The 21443-nt window shown below is 36.2% G+C and carries 23 protein-coding genes; 1 reads left to right on the top strand and 22 read right to left on the bottom strand.

Features of this window, described 5'->3' with window-relative positions; genetic code table 11:
• Position 1: 1 nt before the first annotated feature.
• From WCW66_01335 to WCW66_01390, 12 genes are all read right to left on the bottom strand, one after another.
• On the bottom strand, positions 2 to 808 hold the full coding sequence (locus WCW66_01335; GenBank protein MFA6391383.1) for a glycosyltransferase family 2 protein: 807 nt from the start codon (positions 806 to 808) through the stop codon (positions 2 to 4).
• Entirely contained in the window at positions 805 to 1815 is a 1011-nt protein-coding gene (locus tag WCW66_01340) for a glycosyltransferase family 2 protein (GenBank protein MFA6391384.1), read from the bottom strand. The genes WCW66_01335 and WCW66_01340 overlap by 4 nt, the downstream gene beginning before the upstream one ends.
• Entirely contained in the window at positions 1805 to 3334 is a 1530-nt protein-coding gene (locus WCW66_01345) for a hypothetical protein (protein ID MFA6391385.1), read from the bottom strand. The genes WCW66_01340 and WCW66_01345 overlap by 11 nt, the downstream gene beginning before the upstream one ends.
• On the bottom strand, positions 3331 to 4215 hold the full coding sequence (locus WCW66_01350; protein ID MFA6391386.1) for a glycosyltransferase family 2 protein: 885 nt from the start codon (positions 4213 to 4215) through the stop codon (positions 3331 to 3333). The genes WCW66_01345 and WCW66_01350 overlap by 4 nt, the downstream gene beginning before the upstream one ends.
• A gap of 117 nt (positions 4216 to 4332) precedes the next feature.
• Positions 4333 to 6048 carry a DUF2207 domain-containing protein gene (locus WCW66_01355; protein MFA6391387.1) on the bottom strand — a complete coding sequence of 572 codons (1716 nt, stop codon included), beginning with the start codon at positions 6046 to 6048 and terminating at the stop codon, positions 4333 to 4335.
• A gap of 12 nt (positions 6049 to 6060) precedes the next feature.
• The gene (locus tag WCW66_01360) at positions 6061 to 6330 is read right to left on the bottom strand and encodes a hypothetical protein (protein MFA6391388.1); all 270 of its coding nucleotides are present in this window, start codon (positions 6328 to 6330) and stop codon (positions 6061 to 6063) included.
• 8 nt (positions 6331 to 6338) lie between these two features.
• Positions 6339 to 7079: a hypothetical protein gene (locus WCW66_01365; protein ID MFA6391389.1), complete on the bottom strand. Its 741-nt coding sequence runs from the start codon at positions 7077 to 7079 to the stop codon at positions 6339 to 6341.
• A 20-nt stretch (positions 7080 to 7099) separates the two neighbouring features.
• Entirely contained in the window at positions 7100 to 7903 is an 804-nt protein-coding gene (locus WCW66_01370) for an ABC transporter permease subunit (protein MFA6391390.1), read from the bottom strand.
• Between the two features lies 1 nt (position 7904).
• Positions 7905 to 8774, bottom strand: coding sequence for an ABC transporter ATP-binding protein (locus WCW66_01375; GenBank protein ID MFA6391391.1), 870 nt, complete (start codon positions 8772 to 8774; stop codon positions 7905 to 7907).
• A gap of 10 nt (positions 8775 to 8784) precedes the next feature.
• Complete coding sequence (locus WCW66_01380) at positions 8785 to 9669, bottom strand: hypothetical protein (protein MFA6391392.1); 885 nt, start codon at positions 9667 to 9669, stop codon at positions 8785 to 8787.
• A 78-nt stretch (positions 9670 to 9747) separates the two neighbouring features.
• A complete protein-coding gene (locus WCW66_01385; GenBank protein MFA6391393.1) occupies positions 9748 to 10578 on the bottom strand; it encodes a PD-(D/E)XK nuclease family protein in 831 nt (276 codons plus the stop codon).
• A gap of 1 nt (position 10579) precedes the next feature.
• Positions 10580 to 13348, bottom strand: coding sequence for a UPF0182 family protein (locus WCW66_01390; protein ID MFA6391394.1), 2769 nt, complete (start codon positions 13346 to 13348; stop codon positions 10580 to 10582).
• A 283-nt stretch (positions 13349 to 13631) separates the two neighbouring features.
• Here WCW66_01390 and WCW66_01395 point away from each other — a divergent pair, with 283 nt between their 5' ends.
• A complete protein-coding gene (locus tag WCW66_01395; protein ID MFA6391395.1) occupies positions 13632 to 14606 on the top strand; it encodes a tRNA-dihydrouridine synthase in 975 nt (324 codons plus the stop codon).
• Here WCW66_01395 and WCW66_01400 read toward each other — a convergent pair.
• From WCW66_01400 to rpsM, 10 genes are all read right to left on the bottom strand, one after another.
• Positions 14595 to 15290 carry a glycosyltransferase family A protein gene (locus WCW66_01400; GenBank protein ID MFA6391396.1) on the bottom strand — a complete coding sequence of 232 codons (696 nt, stop codon included), beginning with the start codon at positions 15288 to 15290 and terminating at the stop codon, positions 14595 to 14597. The genes WCW66_01395 and WCW66_01400 overlap by 12 nt on opposite strands.
• Positions 15291 to 15387: 97 nt before the next feature.
• A complete protein-coding gene (locus WCW66_01405) occupies positions 15388 to 16518 on the bottom strand; it encodes a glycosyltransferase family 4 protein (GenBank protein ID MFA6391397.1) in 1131 nt (376 codons plus the stop codon).
• A complete protein-coding gene (locus tag WCW66_01410; protein ID MFA6391398.1) occupies positions 16490 to 17965 on the bottom strand; it encodes a flippase in 1476 nt (491 codons plus the stop codon). The genes WCW66_01405 and WCW66_01410 overlap by 29 nt, the downstream gene beginning before the upstream one ends.
• A 10-nt stretch (positions 17966 to 17975) precedes the next feature.
• Complete coding sequence (rpsI, locus tag WCW66_01415) at positions 17976 to 18368, bottom strand: 30S ribosomal protein S9 (protein MFA6391399.1); 393 nt, start codon at positions 18366 to 18368, stop codon at positions 17976 to 17978.
• Positions 18369 to 18484: 116 nt separating this feature from the next.
• The gene (gene rplM / locus WCW66_01420) at positions 18485 to 18862 is read right to left on the bottom strand and encodes a 50S ribosomal protein L13 (GenBank protein ID MFA6391400.1); all 378 of its coding nucleotides are present in this window, start codon (positions 18860 to 18862) and stop codon (positions 18485 to 18487) included.
• Positions 18846 to 19214, bottom strand: coding sequence for a 50S ribosomal protein L17 (gene rplQ / locus WCW66_01425; protein ID MFA6391401.1), 369 nt, complete (start codon positions 19212 to 19214; stop codon positions 18846 to 18848). Before rplQ ends, rplM begins: the two co-directional genes overlap by 17 nt.
• Before the next feature lie 8 nt (positions 19215 to 19222).
• Positions 19223 to 19993, bottom strand: coding sequence for a DNA-directed RNA polymerase subunit alpha (locus tag WCW66_01430; protein MFA6391402.1), 771 nt, complete (start codon positions 19991 to 19993; stop codon positions 19223 to 19225).
• Between the two features lie 27 nt (positions 19994 to 20020).
• Positions 20021 to 20647 (bottom strand): 30S ribosomal protein S4, encoded by a 627-nt coding sequence (gene rpsD / locus WCW66_01435; GenBank protein ID MFA6391403.1) that lies wholly within the window; start codon positions 20645 to 20647, stop codon positions 20021 to 20023.
• 3 nt (positions 20648 to 20650) lie between these two features.
• On the bottom strand, positions 20651 to 21040 hold the full coding sequence (gene rpsK / locus WCW66_01440) for a 30S ribosomal protein S11 (GenBank protein MFA6391404.1): 390 nt from the start codon (positions 21038 to 21040) through the stop codon (positions 20651 to 20653).
• 10 nt (positions 21041 to 21050) lie between these two features.
• On the bottom strand, positions 21051 to 21440 hold the full coding sequence (gene rpsM, locus WCW66_01445) for a 30S ribosomal protein S13 (GenBank protein MFA6391405.1): 390 nt from the start codon (positions 21438 to 21440) through the stop codon (positions 21051 to 21053).
• Positions 21441 to 21443 lie beyond the last annotated feature (3 nt).

Genomic DNA, 21443 nt, shown 5'->3' on the forward strand with positions numbered 1-21443 from the left:
TTTAATTTTTTACTGGTAATTTCTTATTTTTAAATTTTTTTGTATAATGATAAAAATCTCTTAAATGGATTCTTGTAACATAATTGAAAACACCTGAGATGCCCGGATTAGCTGCTGATTCACGATGATGATAATGAATCATTTTCGATTCTGCGACATAGTAAACCTTATATCCCTTTTCCCAAAACATTCTGCACCAGTCCGTATCTCCAATATATAAAAAGTATTTTTCATCCAATAAACCAACATCATCTATTGCGGATTTTCTAGCGATTATGCAGGCGCCAAATAGCCAGTCAACTGGAATATTACTATTATGATCGAAATCATGCATAAGGTAGTGCTTCAAATATCTTTGGCCGCTACTAGATTTTCCAAGTGGGCTTCTTCTGTACAATGGCATAATACCGGTTGGAAAACGTAGGCATGAATTCTGGATTGTACCATCAGGGTTTAATAATTTCGGACCGGAACAGCCAACGTCTGAATTTCTGTCCATAAAATCAACCAGTTTTTCAAATGAACCGGGAGATACAACGATATCTGGATTCATTATTGATATATATTTGCCCTTTGCTGCTTTTATACCCGCATTGTTGCCTGCACTAAATCCATTATTTTCTTTAAGCTCAATAAATCGTATTGCCGGGTATTCTATTTTCAGTTTTTCTACACCACCGTTTGGAGATGCATTATCAACAACAATTATTTCATATTCTAAACCGATATTTGATTTCAAAATATTTTTTATACAATATCGAACAAGCCCTTCGGATTTGTAATTTAAAATTATTATGGATAGAATCATCGGAAATATTTTATAATATCTTCTCTTTTTATCTTCATATGTTTTTTAATTTTTCTTCTTTTATTCATTAATTTTGGTAGACTGAAATAAAAATTGATTATTGCGTACAAAGATAATGGTTCTCTGAATAATAAATATATAAACTTCTTAAATTCGTACCATAGAAGAAATGGATTTAAAAATATATTCTTCAAACTTTCATTTTTTGCTAGAAGGAACATATGGTTTCTATAGGACAAATAATTTGCTTTGGGGTTTTTCCCCTTTCTATTCTTAATTGTTCCCCTGTCAGATAGATCGGTTTTTCTAGCGATTCCCCTGGCGTGAAACGCCAAAGCTTCTGAAATATAGACGGATATATACCCCGCTAAACGCAGACGCCAGGCCAGATCGATATCCTCCTTGTATGAAAAAAAACTTTCATCGAGGTACTGACCGTCTTCAGCAACATCTTCAAGTGCAGATTTCCGATACATAACGAGTGCCGCTGAAATACCAAATACTTCTTCACTTCCGTTATATTGTCCGTGGTCCTTTTCATTTTCTCCGCGGTCAGTTGCCCTTCTACTTCTGTTGAATGCGATTCCAGTAGAGTCTATAGTAACAGAATCATTTACACTGTTCAAGTCAGCGTTGATTTTCATCAGTTTACCACCGACGGATCCTATTTTGTCATTTACCATTATTCCGTTATATAAATCCTCTAAAAAGCTTTTCGACATAATAATGTCTGCATTGCAGAGAACAATAAATGGTGCTTTAGCGATTTTTATCCCCTGGTTATTTGCTTTGGCAAATCCTAAATTGGAACTATTCACTACCATTTTTGCGTCCGGATAATTATTCCTGATCCATAAAGCGGAATTATCGCTGGAGCAATTATCAACCACAATAATTTCAAAGTTTCTTTTCGTTTGTATCTGGATGGAATTAAAAAGAGCGGGCAGATATTTTATGCTGTTCCAGGTGGTAATAATAATTGATATCTCAGGTGTATTATTTAACATTTGCAAGATTGGTATGATTTTTTTCTGTCAAAGAATTATTTAATGATACAAAAATTGCCGTCGTCAATAATAAGTATCCTATGCCCAAAGGATGGTTTAAATATGGTGTCGTTGTATTAATAGCGGCTATAACCACAATTCCGGTCAATAAGCCTAAAATAAGTGACTTTTCTAACTGCTGACTGCCGTAGAGATGATATAATCTCAAACCATACCGAAATAATGTAATTAACAGTAATAAATATGTAAGCAGACCAAAGATTCCTATTTCAATCCAGGTATCTAGGTAACCCCATTCAAATGAAAATGTAGTATAAAGTCCGTCCGGATTTGCTTCAAGGGCTCTAGGATCTGATGTCTCATAGGTTACCGACGTGCCGAAACCAGAACCTAAGATAGGGTTCTCGATAATTTTATCTTTCAATGGGGCCAGCAATGTAAACCTGCTTGCTGATGCTGCTTCATCAGCGAAATCCTTTGTCCTTTCTTCAATAAGTCCGCCGGTAAATGGAGAAGGGCTTGGCCACGGGAATTTCACTATTCCCAGAACGGAAATATAAACCAATGCAAATACGAAAAGTAGTGAAATTCCAACTTGAAATGTTTTTTTCATTGAAAGTTTGACAATAAACAGGATTGAATACATTAAAAACAAAATCCCTATAATTCCGCCCAGCCAGAAACTTCTGGAATAACTGGTAAATGTCACCAGTGAAGAGAGAAACCCGATTATCATATATAGTATATAGTCTTTCCATTTAAAATTTTCTCTGCGGACATTTACAATTACCAAAACTACAATGAAAAAACTGATTAAGGCGAAAATGTGACTCTGAAAAAATACACGATAGAAATCATTATCCATCCTGGTTATTTCCCCGACTCCAGTTGTCCGTACCCACCGGTAAATGCTCGGTAAAACAGAATCTACTTGATGAGAGAAAATAAACAATAATCCGATTGTTTTGATTAACATAGCGAGTACTGCAGCGGCAGCAACCTGGAGAACCTGCTGTACTTTCCCGGATGTTGATATGGCATAAATAAATACAGGTAAAAGTGCAAAATACAGCCATCCATTAACATCATAAAAAATATCTTTAAGCGGATTATTATTAAGATAACCGATTAAAATTCCAATAACAACAAAAAATAATAAAACGCCGTACCATTTTACAAGCCCAATATTTACAAATTTAAATTTTCTTCGGAATAATTCACCAATAATCCAAACAAGAAATATTGATAAAAACAGTCCAAGCCTTAAAGAAATTGATACTCCGGATATATTATAAAAAAATAGATAACCTTTTGATCCGATAATCAATTCCGCGAGAATAAAATATACTCCATACTCAATCCGCCAGACAGACAGAAGGGCGGCCAGTAATATCAAGGCAAAAAATACGATCGTATTTGCCATCGGATAAAAGAAGGAAAAGAAAGAGACTACTTCGATAAGTAATATAAAGAGAAGCGTATAGCCGAATGTTCTTCCGATTAATCTCGTTGAGTTCATTTAATTGCTAATTTATTCGATTTATTTTCAAAAATCCCAACAAATGCGGACAATGCAATACTGATGGGAATATAAATATGCAGAATTATATATGCTAAATTTCCATTATGTTTTTTCATATAATACAGAAGGCTCTTATTAAATATTTTCTGCTCTTTTACTGCAAATAGTCTGGCAAAGCTCTGACTCTGATTATGAATGATGGACATCTTTGGAGAATATACAACTTGTAATCCAGCGTTCTTTACTCGTTTGCAGTAATCAACATCTTCAAACCAAATCCAGAAATTTTCATCTAACAAACCAACCTTGTTTAAACATGATCGGCTGATTAACATAAATGCGCCCATAACCTGGTCAACAACCTGATCTTTCGTGTAGTCGAAATTAAGAGCGAAGTATTTTTTTATTGGCCATAAATTGGGAAAAAAATTATGTAATTTACACAGCACTAAGATTTGAGAAACCAAAGTGGGAAATTTTCTCACCGAGAACTGTTGCGACCCGTCCGGATTATGGATTGCGCAACCGAGCACTCCAATCTCGCTATTTTGTTTCATATACTCAATAGAATCTGTTAAGGAATTTTCATTCAAAATTGTGTCAGGATTTAGAATAAGAACATATTCACCTTTTGAAATCGAAATTGCCTGATTATTTGCTTTTGCAAAGCCCGCATTGTTACTGTTTTTAATCATGTTAACTCCGTGGAAATTGCTTTCAACTATACCAACAGTGCCATCAGAAGAACTGTTATCAACAACAAAAACCTCTGCATTGAGGTTTTGTTTAGCTTTTTCAATAGATGATAAACAAGCTGAAATATCTTTTTCAGAGTTCCATGAAACAATGATGATTGATAGATCTATTCCCCTGTTCATAGCCCATATTTTACGATATTTAAGCCCTTTTAGCAATCTTGGCCCACTACTTACTAATAATGCCCATGTAAGGGCTAATTTACACAAATATGACTATCTCAGCATATAGTATTCACTTTACCAACTACCACCACCACCGCCTCCAAATCCGCCACCGGAAAAGCCTCCGCCGGAAAAACCACTACCACCACCTGAAGCGGAGGAAGGTCTTGAAACAAGCGCTGAGTTTGTGCTGGTTTGGAAACTGTTCAAACTGCTGATTAAATAAAGCGTGGTAAAATTTGAACCGGCTGGACCTTCGTACCAGGATGGTTGTTTATTATAGATGTCGGAAAACTGATTTGCCCATTGTTTTTCTACGCCCAGAACCATGGCGTACGGCAATAATTTATCAAATTGCTCAGGATTTTTTTCCGGCGCATTGTGGAATTTGATTCGATCTTTTTCTGCAACTGATAAATAAGTTTTTAACCCGAGGATATGCTCCCTTGCTTGGACACCTTTAATTGTTTTAGACGGCATAAACATACTGAAGATCAAAACAATAATTCCTGATATAATAAATGATAAACTGTAGAAAGCGCCTAAAAATCCGACAAAGAAACCAACTAAAAATAAAGTTACACCCAAACCATTATAAGCAAGTCTTACATTCCTCGGATTTTTTGCAAAATAATTTTTATTCACTGTTTCTTTATATAGTTTGCTCGTAATATCACTGTAAACCTTATAAAACTTGTTTTTCAATTCGGAAAGTTTTACGGAATTCTTGTCGCCAAATATTCCAGTGAACAGGCTTTTTTCAAATTCAGTTTTTAGCACATCCGCTTCGGTAAGTCGTAAAAATGAATAATCAGTTTTTCCCTCTCCCTTTACAATTTTAAGATTTCCATTGACAGCAAACTGAATTATTTGCGACGATATGTCTTTTAACTGAACTTTTTCGTCAATTATTGTTCCTACTTCAGCAGCGGTTATATTATCTGGGGCATCATATTGAGCAATTATTGTTCCTTTTCCGTTGGGATCCCTGCCTTTAGCCCTCCATAAATATATCATCAGTGATAAAACAAGAAGTGGCAGTAAAAGTATCCCGTTATCCCTGAAATATTCAATAAATTTGTCGGAAGCAGTCGGCTCTTGTACTAATCCTTTTGGAAATCCCACAACAATAGTCATGCCTTCATAAGCAAATAAATTATTTGTGCCGAATGACACATCCGAAACAGTTCCGTTTATTACTGTTTTTTCCGGAGATTCATCGCATTCATAATCAGTTCCATCTGAACCAGCGAAACACTTTATTTGCAATTTGTCTTCAGAAAAAGAATTAGGGAAAATTACTTTTACCTTGGCACTGTCTATCGGTATCTCCCAACCATTGCCAGTCGCGTTCCAATACAGCTCATCCCAGTCTTCAAAATAGTTGATTGCCTTTTCAATGGTATAACTGATTATATATGTATGTCTTCCGGTAATAAGAATGTCCGCATCTCCGATTTTTAATTCAATATTTTTTCCGGGGTAAGAAGTTTCATAATTATATGATTGCCCGGCTTCATTTGTAACTGAAATATCTGATATACGGATGTTGTAATTTCCTCCTCTTGCTTTGTAACTGATTGGAATATAACGAAAAATTCCATGTCTTTGCTGATCGGCAAAATCATAAAGTATAGTTTCAGTAACGCTAAAACTTGAATCGTCATGAATTTCGATCTGCGCGGAAAAATCCGTTACGTTTTCAAATTCCGCGCCAATTGCTATAGTTGGTGTCAATAAAAAAATAAATGCAAATATACTTAGCGTAACACTGATGAGTTTAATATACATCGTTATATTTAGTTAGGATTTATTTTTCCAATGGCGTTTTTGAATATATACAACTTTCCATCCCCAGAATCCCATAAACAGACCGCTCAATATTCCAAACAATAATAATCCGTATTGTATCCATGGTGGTAATGCACAGCTATTATTGCCAAAGCTATTATACCAAAATACTTTTTCCGCGGATTTCGTAGAAATGTAACTGAATTCAACTATTGCATGCAGAATAAAACTGAGGATGATTCCTAATATTGTGAAACATGCGATATAAAATATTTTTTTCATAGTCAAAGTTAAAAAATATTTTCCTCGCCCGGCAACATTTGCACTGATGCCGGAGCGGTTCCTTTTAGATAAGAATAACCATCATGATACTCAAGTTGATCTATAGAAATACTATCAATTTTCGCAAAACGATTATTTAAGATGTCTTCAGCGGCTTTTTCAATTTGAGCGTAATATTTTTTTGGAAACGGAATAATACCGACTCTAATGCTTTGTAAATTGATCTCTACTGATTTGTTGGTTAATCTATTTACGCCAACTTTTGCATAAATCGGCGCGTTAATATAGGTTTTGACAAATGCTGATATCTCCATTCCGCCTTCAACGTACTTAACCTGTATGTCTCTGACGTGCGGTGCATTCTGCAAATAATGATCAAGTATGGATGTAATCTCCTCCGACGTATACTGTGCATCAACGCTAATTTTACCATTGAATTCTTTGTTGCCGATTCCTGAAAAGCTATTAGGATCACCTTTGAATTCAACTGGGAATGTTTTCATAATTGATTCAAAAGCCACCTCTGAAGGTTTAATACCTAAGTCCGCGGGTTTATTCGAGCCAAATACATGTGAAATCAACGGAATATTAAACATCCCCGTCGCACCAATTACCATAACTGGTAAAGCAATTATAATTATCAATATAACTAACCAAACTATTCGCTTTTTCGTATGTTTCTTAACTTTTTTTTCTTTCAGCGGTTCTTTTTGTTGAATGGTCTGGTTGCTATTTGTTTCGATTCGCATGATTTAGTATTAATTATCAGTTAGATTGTAACGTCCCTGTGTTTGAAATAATAGGCAGCAATAATAGTAGTAATGACTGCAAATAATGAAAATACCGCAACATTAATCCAGTCTATTGAGTTATTAATAATCGCGGATTCGTAATCATAGTAATAAAAGAATGACAAATACTTTGTATCTGACCATTTATCACTCAATGCCGATATTATTTGTATCACATACATTGAAATATACACACTTCCAAGTACCATATACACTCTGCTTTTTTCCGAAAACAATGCAGATAAAAGCATCGCCAAACTGAAAGTTGCCCAGCCGAACAGAGCAGTAATAAAAAATGTTGAAACATAGTTTGCAAAAACGTAATCAACATTATATATTTCAGCAATTGGCGGAAGTAATATGGTTGCTGAAAGAGAGAATAATACAAGTCCGAATATACCGGCAAAATATCTGCCGAAGAATATTCGCACTCTTGAAACCGGTCTTGCAAGAATAATCTCCGCAGTTCCCTTCTCAATTTCGCCGGCAATACTTAGACCGGCCATTGAAGATAATAAAAATATCATCATAATTGGCACCATAAAACTGTAATTTTCCATTGCCAGAAAATTTTCTATATTAACAAAGCTTGCCTCGCTGATCGGAAACATGGATAAAAATGCTTCCGGGTATCCCTCTAGCAGTTTCATAAAGTCCTCAGACATTCCCTTCATTGATGGGAATAAGGCAATGTACATCCATGCTACAACCAAAGCTGAGATACAGTAGACAAGCAACATTATTCTTTTATCTTTGATTGTTCGTAAAAAAATAGTAATCATTCTATTTATAAAATTCAATAAATATTTCCTCCAAAGATGCGTGTTCAATATGCAGATCCTTCAGATTATACCTGCTCAATTCCCCTACCAATTCATTTAAATCGCCTTTTACCCCCAAAATCAAACCACCGGCAATTTCCTTTTTTATATGTACGCCCTTCAATTCAAATCTGCTTTTATCAAAATCATCGGCAAAATATGCTGTCACGTTGTAGAGACGTTTGTCTTTCAGATTGCGTATGCTTTCAGTTGCTACCATTTTGCCATTTTTAATTATTCCAACTTTATGGCAAATTCGGTCAACCTCGGAAAGGTTGTGTGAAGACAAAAATACGGTTGTTCCTCTTTCTGTGATTTCATCAATCAAATCATACATTGTATTCTGTAATAACGGATCAAGTGCATTGGTCGGCTCATCCATAATCAGTAATTCCGGACTGGTCATGAAAGCCATAATAATTCCTAACTTCTGCTTATTGCCGGAAGAAAGTGATTTCACTTTTTGAGAGGGATCAAAATTGAATTTTTCTATTATTTCATTCGCAATGTCTGTACCGCCATTCAATCTACTGACAAAATCTACGTGGTCCTGCCCGGTCCATTTATCATAGAGGCGCAAATTACCCGAAAGATAACCAATTTTTTTCTTTAATTGCACTGAATCCTTCTGCGCATTCAGTCCCAGGATATTTATATTACCACCGGTCGGTCTTATAAAGTCCATCATACATCGGATGGTGGTTGTTTTGCCCGCACCGTTCGGTCCGAGAAAACCGAAAATTTCACCTTTCTCTACAGAAAAGGATATATTATCAACCGCTCTATTTTTCCTAAAATGTTTAGATAACTGATTAACTTCAATAACACTCATCTGATGTTATTTAGCTGCTGAAATCCCCGTCCTTTTTTCTTTTTAAATGATTGATTTCATTATCATACATGCCAAGCATATTGTTAAACAATTTTTCATACATCATTTCAGTTTTATTGCCAGATAACGGGAGGCGGTAATCAAGCTCGCCATGCGAAACTCTTTGCATCCCGATAGCTAGTGTCTTAAATGGTTTACTGATTTTTTTGGCAATCAGGTATGATAAAAGCATTAATAGTGGTATTAGTACTATATCAATATACAATAGCGGCATTCCAACACTTCTACGTTGAGCGATTATATCTGATGCAGCTATGTCAACACCAAGTACTGCGATTGGTTCACCTTTATCATTCTTAATTGGAGCATATCCTGAAAGCCACTGGCCCCATTTATCTGCTACAATTTCGTTGTCTGAAGAAGGAACGTATAAGCCATTTTTCAGATCTTCCTGATTTGATACATCATATAATTCTCCAATATCTGGTCGAAGCTCAGAATCATCAATATAATTATCATTATTTGCATCCTGAGTCTCCCTTGCAGCTGTTACGAATGTCATGATATTTGGATCGTCTGTAGGCCTTAATGTGTATATATCAAAAATAAGCGGATTACCATGCATTACATTAGTGAAATATTCAATAATTTCTTTATATTCTGATGATTGCTGCTGATCATTTGAAATAATTTTCTCATGAGAAGCATATGAAACATGTTCAGCAGACTTTTCAGCAATTTCTACAAGTGATGTTCTAGCGTTGTTAATTATTACATTGAATTGGGCATAATAGACGGCAAAATTGATGACAATCAGCATAACCAAAAAACTACCAAAAATATTTCTTAAAATCAACTTTTGAAATGGCTTTGAATGCTCGTCAATATGAGGCATATAATATTTTTAATTAGTAATATTGGTATTATTATACAATATGATATGTTATAAGTCGAATACAAAACTGAATAACTACTAAAATAACGTTCCGTTTTTGTGCTTTCGTTCTTTTTTCTTAACAATTTTAGTTTCAACTGGCCTAATATTTGCAACTGGAGTGACCTTGATAGCTGCATCTCTATATCGACAATAATCACAATCCATATTTGCCTCAGGCAAAACTCTTGTGGATAGACACTGGTGAGCTTCTGTAATCGCTGTCTCCACCCACGAGTCATTACCTGTATATGGCAAAAGGAATATTTCAAATTCTAATTTCTGGTCAAATGCCTCCCTGTCAGTTTTACCGTTACAATAAACGAAATAACCGGTCTTAGATACTTTAAAACCGTTTTTTCTTAATAACCATTGGTATATTTCCATCTGCCGTTTATAGCTTTCCTGCCATTCGGCATCAATCGAAATTTCCCCTTCTTTGGATGTCGCTTTATAATCAACAACGATCAACTCATCGCTTGAGTTAATCCATAAATCATCTATTGCTCCTTTTACCATGAAGTTTGTTGGCTCATGAAGATATGCCACACCTCCTCTTAACGCATTACGCCAGTGATCAATATCCTGGTGGGCAAAAGGTATCGCGTCGATCCCATAACTTTTCATTAATGGATGCTGAGTTCCCTTAGCACGGTGCAAATCAAATTCCTTTTTCAGCAGTGTATCAACTGCAGAGTTCAGGTTAAACGGAAATCCCGGTGGTCTACCAACACCCAGTTTGCGATCCAAGTAGAAACAACGCGGGCAGTCAATAAACAAATCGATTTTAGACCGGCTTAGATTAAACGGAATCTTTGAATTTGGATCGAACAGATTCTTCGAGCGTATGGGGTTATAATATTGTGACACTTTATTCTTGCGATAGTTGATTAATTACTTCTCCAAGCTCTTTAATTTTTGTGCCGTATATTGACCAGTCGCCAACCTTTTGAGCTTCAATAGCAGCATTATATAATTGAGATGCCTGTTCGATAAGACTAATATCTGTTATTACAACAGTATCCTCAACTGGTTCACTAACTTCGGGAATTATTTCATTACTATCGTTAAATATTCTGCTCAGTGCCAGATCAAGTGTTTCCTCCATTGCAATTTTATTTTCATGGGCGACTATTACCCGTTTTAATTCCGGAATTTTTCCGCCTTCTGCTCTCAAATAAATAGGCTGGACATAGATTAATGACTCTTCAATGGGAATAACCAGTAGATTTCCTGAAATTACTTCCGATCCCCGCTGATCCCACAATGAAATTTGCCTGGAAATTTCAGGATCCTGGTTTATCCGGTTGATTATCTGGTTTGGTCCATAAACCAATTTCTGTTTCGGGAACCGATAAACAACAATTTTTCCGTAATTTTCATTATCATTTCGAGCGACCATCCATGCTGCAAGATTATCTTTGTCTTTTGGCGTAAAAGGCAACATTAATATGTACTCTTCTTTTTCTTCACCCGGAAGTTTCATTATCATATGTCTCATCATCGGATCTGTTTGATCATGTTCCGGCTGAACTGGAATCTGCCATGCGTCTTCTTTATTGTAAAAATTCTGAGGTTCTTCCATGTGATATATTGAATATACATTGGTTTGAAACGCGAATAAATCTTCCGGATAACGCACATGAGCACGTAAATCATCTGGCATGTCATCCATTGATTTAAATGCCCCATCAAATATTTTTTGATATGACCTGATAATCGGGTCATTTGTATCTGAGACATACATATTGGTTTTCCCTGTATAGGCATTGATAGTAATTTTAACTGAATTTCTGATGTAATTTAAATTGGACGAAATAAATGATGTTTCCAATGCGACATCTTTTAACCGGGAATCAGAAACTTTTTCCGCGTATGGATATAAATCACTTGTTGTGTATGCGTCATAAATCCATTCTAACCCACCGTTTTCAGTTATAACAAGATACGGATCCAAATCAAATTTCAAAAACGGCAATAATTTTCTGACACGTTCATCAATATCCCGATACATCATTAATCGTGATTCGGATGTAATATCATTAGACAGAAAAAGCTTTGAAGATTTAAATCTTAGGGCGAAAAGAAGTTTGTCAAAAATAGATGATATTTTGATGCCTCCATCCCCTGAGTATGTTGAGTAGATGTTATCTTCACCTGATGGATAATTAAACTCCTTGGCATCAGTATTTACGATTACATAGTCATTCGGCATTTCACCGAAGTATATTTCCGGATTAGCTATTTCTGTTTCTGCTAATGATGATTGCGGCGGGAGGTCTTTTACATATAAAACCGGCAAGCCTTCCTTGGTTACCTCATTTACCGGACTGAGTGTTAGACCGTACCCATGAGTAAATGTCAGATGCTCATTAATAAAATTCAATTGCGGGAGGTTGGCTGTATTAAGTTCCCTGGCAGAAAGTAATACTTGTCTTAAGTTTCCACCAATTGTATAGCGGTCATTATCAACGGACAAAAAGTCATAGTATGTCCTTATTTCCTGCAACTGGCTAAATGTATCGAGTAGAGGGTCGCGGTCCCATAAACGGATATTCTGGATTGTTAATTTATTATCTTCAATATCTTTGCTGGTTAATAATGTTTCACCGGTCAAATCCCTTTTTTCAATATTATCAATGCCATACGCTTTTTGTGTTGCACTTATATTGTTTTCAATATAAGGAGTTTCTTTTGCAAATTCATTCGGCAAAACAATAAATTGCTGGACGATCTCCGGCACAACCCAACCGCCGACAATTCCGGTTAACAGATATATGCCGATACTGGTAATCATCATTCTGGTCACACTTTTAAAAGCATGAATGAACAATATTAAACCGACCAGTAATGCAATCACCGCAGAAATTTGCAATACAGGAATAGCTACATGTACATCAGTATAGCTTGCACCGACGAAATTACCGGTTTTACTATATACCAATGACGGTATATCAATTAAATAAGTTTTTAAAGAAATCAACACGAATAACAGTGAAAACAATACTGAAATAAATCTTTTTGCCGAATGGATAACGCCGGTTCTGAAAAAGTTTTTCAAACCGCCTCTGATTTGGATTACTCCCAACATAAAGTAAATCAGCAAAGAACCTGCAATACCGATGAATATTATTGACTCAAACAACTGGATAATGATCCGGATAAACGGAACCGTAAAAATATAATAAGAGATATCTTTCTCAAACAGCGGGTCAACCGAGTTGAAAGGAGTTCTGTTCCAGTATAAAAGAATTGTTTCCCAGCTGTTTGCAATAGTAATCCCAATAATTATTGATATAAAAATAGTAAGCGGGATAGTTATTTTCTTTATTATCGGACCCGCCTCAATAAGTTTTACTTTCGGGCCCTGTGGTGTGTTAATTTTTACATTAAATGACCTGGATGACGGCGAAAACTTCCGTGCCAAAGTAAAAATCAAAGAAAGAACCAAAAATACCAGGATTGCCGTACCGAATCCTAAAATTAGTTTCAAAATCAGCGGGGTTGTAAATAGTTGCTGATAACCCACTTCATTAAACCAGAACCAATCAGTAATTAAATTTACACCACCTAAAAGAATTATGGCAACTATGAAAAGTATGCCGATTGCCAATAGAACGAATTTTTGAAATTTTCCCATTTATTTGTATTTAGCGAAATTATACTGACATTATACACTTATTTCCAATTTCTGTTGATAGTAATGATTATGGGATATTGACAATCCGATATATACATGCTAGCGTGCTGCTTACTGGAGGGATGGTTATACATCCGATTCGGGGGATGCAACTTGATGCTGCGGGTTGGAATTTTCACCAGAAAGTTGTTACAACTTAAAAGTAGTCAAATTCCACCACGGGTACTTAGGTTCATCTCCCTTTTTTATTACATATATAGACAATCTTTGGTATAATCTACTAATGCAAAATAAAAACATTTCAACCAATTTCTGGCAAGGTCTAAAAAGACCATTCTTAGTTATGGCGCCAATGGACGATATTACGGATATTGCCTACAGGCAGATTGTAAAATTGTGCGGTAAGCCTGACGTATTATTCACAGAATTTGTTTCCGTTGACGGATTATGCTCTGCCGGAAAGAATCGTTTATTGCATGATCTGAAATTCATCAAAAATGAAAAACCGATTGTTGCGCAAGTGTTTGGCAGTACTCCGGAAAATTTCACTAAAACTGCAGTTATCATCGATAAACTTGGTTTTGACGGAATTGATATTAATATGGGTTGTCCATTCAAAACAATAGAGAAACAGGGTGCCGGAGCCGCGCTGATTAAAAATCCCGCTTTGGCGCAGAAAATAATTGAGGCAACAAAAAAAGGGGCTGGAAAGATGCCTGTATCTGTTAAAACTAGAATCGGATACGGCAGGGACAGCTCAAAGATTTGGATACCCGAGCTATTGGAAATGAATCCTGCTGCGCTGACAATCCATGCAAGAACACAAAAAGAAAAATCCCGGGTTCCTGCGCATTGGGATATAGTCAAAGAGATTAGCATAAATATCAAACAAAGAAAAAGTAAGACTGTGCTTATCGGGAATGGTGACGTTGAAAGCGTTGAGGATGCTTTATCAAAGGCAGAAACCTATCGTGCAGACGGCATAATGATCGGCAGGGCGGTAATGAATAATCCATGGTTTTTTTCCGGGCGTAAGGATACGGAAATCACACGCGAGGAAAGGATTGATCTGCTTTTAAAACATGCCTTGCTTTATGAAAAATATTTTTCGGGAATAAAGAGGTTCGATAATTTAAAAAAGTTCTATTCTTCATACATTGCCAATTTTGACGAATCAAAAAAACTGCGTATAAAACTTATGAAAGCGCAGAATTCTGCAGAAATGAAAAAAATTATCAATGATTTTCTAGGTGATTGAGTGTTTTGCTTTAATTATCTTTTCTGCCTTTTCATAGCTGTCTAATCTTTTTATTTTAATACCGAATTTCCGCCAGGGTACTTTATAAACAAATGAAGGCAACCAACCGGAGATGCCGGATTTTCTTGGTTTTACAGAAAATAATACCTTTGGAATATAAGTGCCGACATACCCTGATTCAAGCATGGTTAACCAGAGATCCCAGTCCTGTAACCGTGCAATATTTACATCAAATCCCGGAAAGCAGTTTTTTCTGATTAATGAGTTTGTATGAATATAATTCTTTATATATAACTCTCCCTTATTAAAGGGATACAGTTTAAATATTTTTGCACCCCACATAAAATCTGAATAGGCATAAGATGCGTTCTGGTCATGATCCAAGGCATGCTTCATCTCTTCAAGCATGTTTTTATCGGCAATGATATCAGCATCACAAAATAGCAGATAATCTCCTATTGCTGACTTAGAACCATTATTTCTTGCTGCATTCGATCCGGAATTAGCCTGATTAATTACTTTAATTCTATCTTTATAATGCTCCAAAACAATTTTGGTATTGTCTGTCGAGCCGTCATTTACGACAATTATCTCAAAATCTTGATATGTCTGAGCAAATAAAGAGTCCAGGCACTGTTTTAGTGCTTGTCCATGCTGATATGTTGGAATGATAATACTGATCATATATTGATATTTACTGCTTACATCATAAATCGTATTTCTTTATTTGCATAGAGCAAATTAAAAACTGCGAAAAATATTGCGCAGTATTCATTGCTGATTACAAAATATCTCTAAATCTTTGAGCTTTTATTTCCCAATTGAACTCAGCTTTTACACGTGCCATCCCCTGCTCACCAAGCATATTTGCATACAAAGAATCGGTAAGTAAATTTATAACACACTTTGCAATCTCAGCTGGTTTTTTCGGTTCAACCAATACTCCTGTTTTTTTATGTAAGACTGCATCACTGACTCCTCCGGAATTATATGCTACAACCGGCTTGCCGAACGCATTCGCCTCAAGATATACAATACCAAACCCCTCAACATCGTTATTGGCAAGTATTCTTGTCGGCATCACAAATATATCAGCCAACCGGTACAAACTTGGCAAATCATTCCGTTCGACGACACCGGTAAATGTTACATACTGTTGTAATTCATTCTGATTAATGAATCTTTCCAGCTCAGCACGATAAGGCCCATCAGACGAGATGACATAGTTAATGTTCGGGATGTGTTTTACAATTTCTGGCAATGCTTTAAGCACATCCATATGACCTTTCCGCTCAATGATACGCCCGACGGTTAGCAATATTCGTTTTCCGCTCAGGTTGTACCGATCAGATATTTCTCTGCGTGAATCATTCGAATTATTTTCAAGGATATCTGTTCCGGGAGAAATAATAATAATTCTATTATCTTGTATCCCTAAATCTAATATTTTACTTTTTGTATAGTGACTGACTGTAACTATTTTGGTACTCCTGTTCAATATCTTTTTTGCCAGCCATGTTTTTCTTGTTGACGATTCAAGTATTGTAATATCCATGGCGTGGGTTGATACAATATACGGAATTTTAAACAGAAAATTGATCAGTAAAGCCACTGTTCCTACCGGCAGAATTTGCCCGACAAGGATTTGCTGATAATCATTATTTCTCATTATGCTTGATACCGTCTTTAAAAGAAGTAGCCATTTTGGCCAGATTATTCGCCATGTAGTAAAAAATCTGCTTCTTATAATATTATAATTCTGTTTTGCATCAAAAACATCTGAACCACTTTCAATAGTCGTCAGAACAGTAATTTCTTCTCTTGGTAATCGGGAGCATATCTGTGAAAGATACTCAGATACCCCTCCTATTTTTGGGGGAAAATCAGTTGTTATTAGTAGTGTTTTCAGCATTTTTCTTTTTGAATACTGACAATAAAACGGCCTTTAGATCTTTTACCGAAACTGCTTTAATCGCAAATATTAATATAACGTAAATAAGTATTCCAATGGGCATTAACAATAAAATTGATAAATCATCTTTTAACAAATACAGCAGTATTCCCATCGCAACACTCGAAAATAACAGTTTTATAAACTTGGTAAAAAGCAGTTTCTTGTTATATGGAGCAATCTTACCTACCCATGGCATTCCGAGCAGTATTAATACGACTGCGCTTACTACAGCTGCAATGCTTGCGCCAATATAGGTATGCTTCGGAATCAGTATTACATTGAGGATAATATTAATTGCCGTCGCAATCCCCATATTTATAGAGTTTATTTTTTGCTTATTGCAGGCGTTGAGAAAATTACCTATGGGGTAATTCAAGAAAACAAACACCAGTCCGGAAATAATAATCTGAAACGCAATAATTGATGCCGAGAATGCCGGACCGTAAAGTTTTAATATTATTCTTTCAGCAAGCACGAAAGATCCGGTAGCAATCGGCAGACTTACTCCCATCAGATAAATCATCGCTTTTTCAAATGTATGCGCCAGATCATTTTTAGATGTCACAAAATATCTGCTCATGGCAGGATAAAAACTTGTTGCGACCGCACCAGGAATAAATGTCAGCGACATATTGAATTTAGATGCAATTGAATACCAGCCGACATACTTATCACCTGCCATAACGCCGAGCAAAACTTTATCAATTTCATTATTAACTTTAAAAAATATTCCGGCGATTGCAAACGGAATAGCAATTTTCAAAAGCGTACCGACTATTTTTTTATCCCATTTAATCCTCAAATGAAGCTTTGCTTTATAAATAATTAAGCATAGTGAATAAGTAAAATTAAAAATGCTACCCAGTAAAACTGCACCAACAACCCCCCTTATCGATAAACCAAAAACGACTCCGGCGATACCGGCACCAACAATGATTATCTGATATATTGTGAGTCCAATAGCCTCGAAATGCAGCTTCTGATATGCGCGGAATATCGCATAGAACGAGAATGTAAAGGAATCCAGAATAACGATCGCGACAGCCACGTAGATGACCTGCATCGTGAGAGCGTCTCTGCCCATGGCAATTGCTGATAAAATGATAGCCAATGCAACAATACCTGAAAATAATATTTTAATCCCTAAGACTGACGATAAATAATCCTTTGCCTTTTCATAATCCCTTGATATCTCTCTTGTTAAAACAGGGCCAAGACCAAACTCGATAAAAAGCGCGAAGATACCAGCAAAAGACAGCGCCCAAACGTATTTACCGATACTGTCACTGCCAAGCTGGCGTGAAATATACGCAAAATAAAAAAAAGACAGAACCTTTTGAAAAATAAAGGCTCCTGTCAATAATGTCGTATTTCTGGCTATTCTGCCATTTGAAGATATCTCCATTGAAAATAGATTATCTTTTTGCCCATTGTGGGGCTCTTCTTGCTTTCTTTAAACCGTATTTCTTTCTTTCTTTCACTCTTGGATCACGTTTCAGGAAGCCCGCTTTCTTTAACTGTGATCTCAGTTCTGGGTTATACTTTTCCAGTAATCTGGCAATACCCAATCTAACACTTTCAGCTTGACCATGCTTGCCACCACCCAGCACTCTGATAGTGATTTGTCCTGGATTCAGACTAACTAATTCAAGTGGCATTCTGACAATTTTCTGTAAATTTGCAGTCGGAAAATATACCTCCATCTTTTTATCATTAACTTCCATTTCGCCATCTTTTTTCTGATACAGTCTTACTCTGGCAATAGATGCTTTTCTTCTACCAACCGCAAAAAGATAGTCACGTTTAATCACTTTCTTTTTTTCCACTACAACTTCTTTACTCACTGCAGCCTTTTTCTTCGGTCGGCCTCTTTTTTTTGTCACGGGACTTTTTTCAGTTGGCTTCTTGGTAGGTGTCATATTTGCTATTTTTTAAACTGTATATTTTTTAGCATTCTTGGACGTAGCTTGTTCTTCGGTAGCATATTTCTTACAACTTTTATTATAAGCTGTTCCGGATCTTTTTTAAACAATTCATCCATATTTTTTGTGGTAATACCGCCCGGATATCCGCTGTATTTGTGGTAGAGCTTATCGTTCATTTTATTGCCGGTTGTTGAAACTTTACCTGCATTAGAAACAACTACGACAACGTGCGCCAGTTTTTCCGGCGAAAACGAAACAAGTCTCTTTCCTTGAACGGAAAAAGCAATATCAGAAGCAACTCTGCCGATCGATTTTCCTTCAGCGTCTATTCTGTATATGTGTGGCTTTGGTACCACTGTATTATTTTTCTTTTTCATTTTGTAATACTAATTCAATTCTTACTGTAGGAGCATTATCTCCCTTTCTGTTGCCAATTTTCGATATTCTGGTATATCCGCCCGGTCTCTCCTTAAATCTTGCACCTAGCAGAAAAAGCTTTTTCACTGCCTTTTCCGTATCCAATGACTTCATTATAGTTCTCCTATTAACAACATTTTCTGTTTTAGCTAATGTAATCATTTTTTCTACGTAAGATCTAAGCAGTTTTGCCTTGGTTGCTGTAATTGTCAGCTTTTCATGCAAAATCAAACTCTGAGCCATGCTATTCATTAAAGCTTTGCGTGGTGACTTTTTACGATCTAAAATTCCTTTTGCTTTTTTATGTCTCATAAATTCATCTATTTCTTTACTTCTTCTTTTTCCTCAACCGGCTTTTCCTCCGAACTCTCCGATTCATTTTCCTCTTTTTTCGACTCCTTTTTCTTATCGTATGATTTCAAAAATTCAAAGTGATCAACAAGGATGCTGGATGCACTTTTGAATACCTCTAAGGGAGTCAACGTTCCATCTGTCTCAATTTCCAGTGTTAGTTTATCGTAATTAGTCATTTTACCAACACGGACATTTTCTATATCAAATCTTGCTTTTAAAACCGGTGTAAATATTGCGTCAATTGCAATTACACCTATCTCATACTTTTCTTTGCCTCGTGCTTCCACCGGAGAATAGCCGAGCCCGTTTTCTACAGTCAATTCCATATCAAGCTCTGCTGTCTTATCGGTAAGTGTTGCGATCACTAAATCCTTATTTGCAACCTTTACCTCTGCTGATTCTTTTATATCTGCAGCTGTAACTACTTTTTCACCCTTTACTTTCAGATGAACAACTCCGGTATCACCAGAAACAAGTTTGAGGCGTAGCTGTTTGATATTTAATATGATATCAACCACGTCTTCCTTCACATGTTTGATAGTGGAAAACTCATGATCGACACCTTTTATTTTGATACCGGTGACCGCTGACCCGGAAAGTGACGAAATAAGCACTCTCCGCAGGGCATTTCCGACAGTCAGACCATAACCAGGGTATAGTGGCTCTACCACGATAATCCCTGATTTATCATCTTTCTCAGTATACTTTATTTGTTGTGGTAGTTGGATTTCTGTCATGTTTCTAGAAATTTAGTTATCAATTATTTACCTAGAATAAAATTCTATAATTAAAGGAATATTTAAAGTTTGTTTCACCTGGTCATAAACAGGTTTCCCCATAACTTTTGCCTTTAGCTCCTTTAAATCACATTCCAGCCAAGATGGCGTATCATTTTTTTGTGTTTTTTTATCAAGATTTTCAAATATCTTTTTACTGGAACTTTTAATTGATATTGTATCACCGACGCTTATGTTATATGAAGGAATATTTACCTTTTTATCATTAACCAAGATATGATTATGAGATACCAGTTGTCTGGCGACACCTCTGGATTGTGCAAAACCAAGTCTGTAAACTACATTATCCAGTCTTGATTCAAGCAATGTCATAAGGTTTTCTCCACTATCCCCCGGATTCCTCATTGCTTTCTGGACGTAATTCCTGAATTGCTTTTCAAGAATTGCATAGATGGTTTTAACCTTCTGCTTTTCTCTCAATTGAATTCCATACTGACTCTTACGTGATTGCTGTTGCTTCGGGCCGTGCATTCCCGGTGGATAATTTCTTTTCAGCATAGGGCATTTTGGCGAAAAACACTTTTCTCCCTTAAGAAACAGTTTTTCACCTTCTCTTCTACATCTTTTGCATTTTGGATCAAGATTTCTTGCCATTTTTTATACTCTCCTTGGTTTACGTGATCTTGGACCGTTGTGAGGAATTGGTGTAACATCTTTGATCGACAATATTGTGATACCCTGCGCACTAAATGCACGGATAGCTGCTTCCCGCCCGTTACCCACTCCTTTTACATAGACATCAACTTCTCTCAATCCGCAATCTGCTACTTTTTCCAGTAAACTACGGACGATTACACCCGCAGCATACGGAGTCGCTTTTTTTGGACCCTTGAAACCGGAAAGTCCGGATGAAGCCCAAGCAACTACAGCACCCGCAGGATCAGTTAATGTGATAATTGTATTATTATAAGTAGCCTGAATATGTACTTTTCCGGTGGTTAGTACTCTGTTCTTTTTCTTTCGTTTTATAGGTTTTGCAGTTGCCATTGTATTTTAATTATGTTTTTTGATCCGCAACTTTTCTACCGCTTCCGACTGTTTTTCTTACATTTCCACGAACAGTCCTGGTGTTAGTCTTTGTTCTCTGTCCGCGTACAGGAAGCCCCTTTGCGTGCCTGGAACCACGATAGCTGCCGGTTTCTTTCAGTCTTTTAATATTTGTTAAAACTTCTCTTTTTAAATCACCTTCAACTCTGTAATTTTTCTCAATAATTTCTCTGAGTACATTCGCCTGGTCATCGGTTAATTCATGAGTGCGCATTCCCGGCTTTATGTTTGCCTGTTTTAATATTTTTCTTGACAACACTCTGCCAATACCAAAAATATATGTTAGTGATATTTCGATTACTTTTTCCTTTGGTAGTGTAACCCCGGCTATTCTTGCCATATT

The sequence above is a fragment of the Patescibacteria group bacterium genome (assembly GCA_041664365.1).
Lineage (GTDB): Bacteria > Patescibacteriota > Patescibacteriia > UM-FILTER-42-10 > UM-FILTER-42-10 > JAHJEX01.

Coding starts and splice junctions, on each gene's coding strand:
- WCW66_01335 (MFA6391383.1), bottom strand. CDS start 808: ATGATTCTATCCATAATAATTTTAAATTACAAATCCGAAGGGCTTGTT.
- WCW66_01340 (MFA6391384.1), bottom strand. CDS start 1,815: ATGTTAAATAATACACCTGAGATATCAATTATTATTACCACCTGGAAC.
- WCW66_01345 (MFA6391385.1), bottom strand. CDS start 3,334: ATGAACTCAACGAGATTAATCGGAAGAACATTCGGCTATACGCTTCTC.
- WCW66_01350 (MFA6391386.1), bottom strand. CDS start 4,215: ATGAACAGGGGAATAGATCTATCAATCATCATTGTTTCATGGAACTCT.
- WCW66_01355 (MFA6391387.1), bottom strand. CDS start 6,048: ATGTATATTAAACTCATCAGTGTTACGCTAAGTATATTTGCATTTATT.
- WCW66_01360 (MFA6391388.1), bottom strand. CDS start 6,330: ATGAAAAAAATATTTTATATCGCATGTTTCACAATATTAGGAATCATC.
- WCW66_01365 (MFA6391389.1), bottom strand. CDS start 7,079: ATGCGAATCGAAACAAATAGCAACCAGACCATTCAACAAAAAGAACCG.
- WCW66_01370 (MFA6391390.1), bottom strand. CDS start 7,903: ATGATTACTATTTTTTTACGAACAATCAAAGATAAAAGAATAATGTTG.
- WCW66_01375 (MFA6391391.1), bottom strand. CDS start 8,774: ATGAGTGTTATTGAAGTTAATCAGTTATCTAAACATTTTAGGAAAAAT.
- WCW66_01380 (MFA6391392.1), bottom strand. CDS start 9,669: ATGCCTCATATTGACGAGCATTCAAAGCCATTTCAAAAGTTGATTTTA.
- WCW66_01390 (MFA6391394.1), bottom strand. CDS start 13,348: ATGGGAAAATTTCAAAAATTCGTTCTATTGGCAATCGGCATACTTTTC.
- WCW66_01395 (MFA6391395.1), top strand. CDS start 13,632: ATGCAAAATAAAAACATTTCAACCAATTTCTGGCAAGGTCTAAAAAGA.
- WCW66_01400 (MFA6391396.1), bottom strand. CDS start 15,290: ATGATCAGTATTATCATTCCAACATATCAGCATGGACAAGCACTAAAA.
- WCW66_01405 (MFA6391397.1), bottom strand. CDS start 16,518: ATGCTGAAAACACTACTAATAACAACTGATTTTCCCCCAAAAATAGGA.
- WCW66_01410 (MFA6391398.1), bottom strand. CDS start 17,965: ATGGAGATATCTTCAAATGGCAGAATAGCCAGAAATACGACATTATTG.
- rplM (MFA6391400.1), bottom strand. CDS start 18,862: ATGAAAAAGAAAAATAATACAGTGGTACCAAAGCCACACATATACAGA.
- rplQ (MFA6391401.1), bottom strand. CDS start 19,214: ATGAGACATAAAAAAGCAAAAGGAATTTTAGATCGTAAAAAGTCACCA.
- WCW66_01430 (MFA6391402.1), bottom strand. CDS start 19,993: ATGACAGAAATCCAACTACCACAACAAATAAAGTATACTGAGAAAGAT.
- rpsD (MFA6391403.1), bottom strand. CDS start 20,647: ATGGCAAGAAATCTTGATCCAAAATGCAAAAGATGTAGAAGAGAAGGT.
- rpsK (MFA6391404.1), bottom strand. CDS start 21,040: ATGGCAACTGCAAAACCTATAAAACGAAAGAAAAAGAACAGAGTACTA.
- rpsM (MFA6391405.1), bottom strand. CDS start 21,440: ATGGCAAGAATAGCCGGGGTTACACTACCAAAGGAAAAAGTAATCGAA.